We start from the raw sequence: 614 nt of genomic DNA, 5'->3' as shown, positions 1-614 counted from the left end.
AGGCGGCGGACGACATGTCGTCCTGGCCGTCAGACAGCTGGGCCAGGAGGTGACGGGCGAGTGCGGCGGGGGTCGGGTAGTCGAAGACCAGGGTGGCGGACAGCCGTACACCGGTGGCGCCGTTGAGGCGGTTGCGCAGTTCGACGGAGGTCAGCGAATCGAAGCCGAGGGCCTTGAAGGGCTGGCCAGCGTCCACGTCGGCGGCGGACGCGTAGCCCAGAACGGAGGCCACCTGGCCGCACACGAGGTCCCGCAGGAACTTCTCGCGCTCCGCCACGGGCAACCCCGCGACACGCTGCCGCAGATCGCCGGTCCCCCCGATGGCGGCCTGAGTCTCCACGGCGCGGCGTGCGGGCGCACGGACGAGTCCGCGGAGCAGGGCGGGGACATCCTGCCGGCGCTTGCGCAGAGCGGCGACATCGAGGTCGACCGGGAGAACGGCAGCCCGTTCGAGCGCCGCGCCGGACTCCAGCACGGCGTCGAACAGGGTGAGGGCGTCGTCGGGTTCGAGCGGCTGCACGCCCTCGCGGGCCATGCGGCGCAGGTCGGCCTCGGAGAGTTCCGCCGTCATTCCGGCGCCGGGCGCCCAGGGTCCCCAGGCGAGCGCGGTGGCA

1 protein-coding gene is annotated in these 614 nt (G+C 73.5%); it reads right to left on the bottom strand.

What is annotated here, in order from left to right:
* On the bottom strand, nucleotides 1-614 hold a 614-nt coding region (locus AC5WRT_RS39030; protein WP_496101113.1), incomplete at both ends, for an acyl carrier protein.

The sequence above is a fragment of the Streptomyces sp. NTD91 genome (assembly GCF_059510455.1).
The sequence above is the reverse complement of the archived record's forward strand: the minus strand, read 5'-3'. Positions and strand labels throughout refer to the sequence as shown.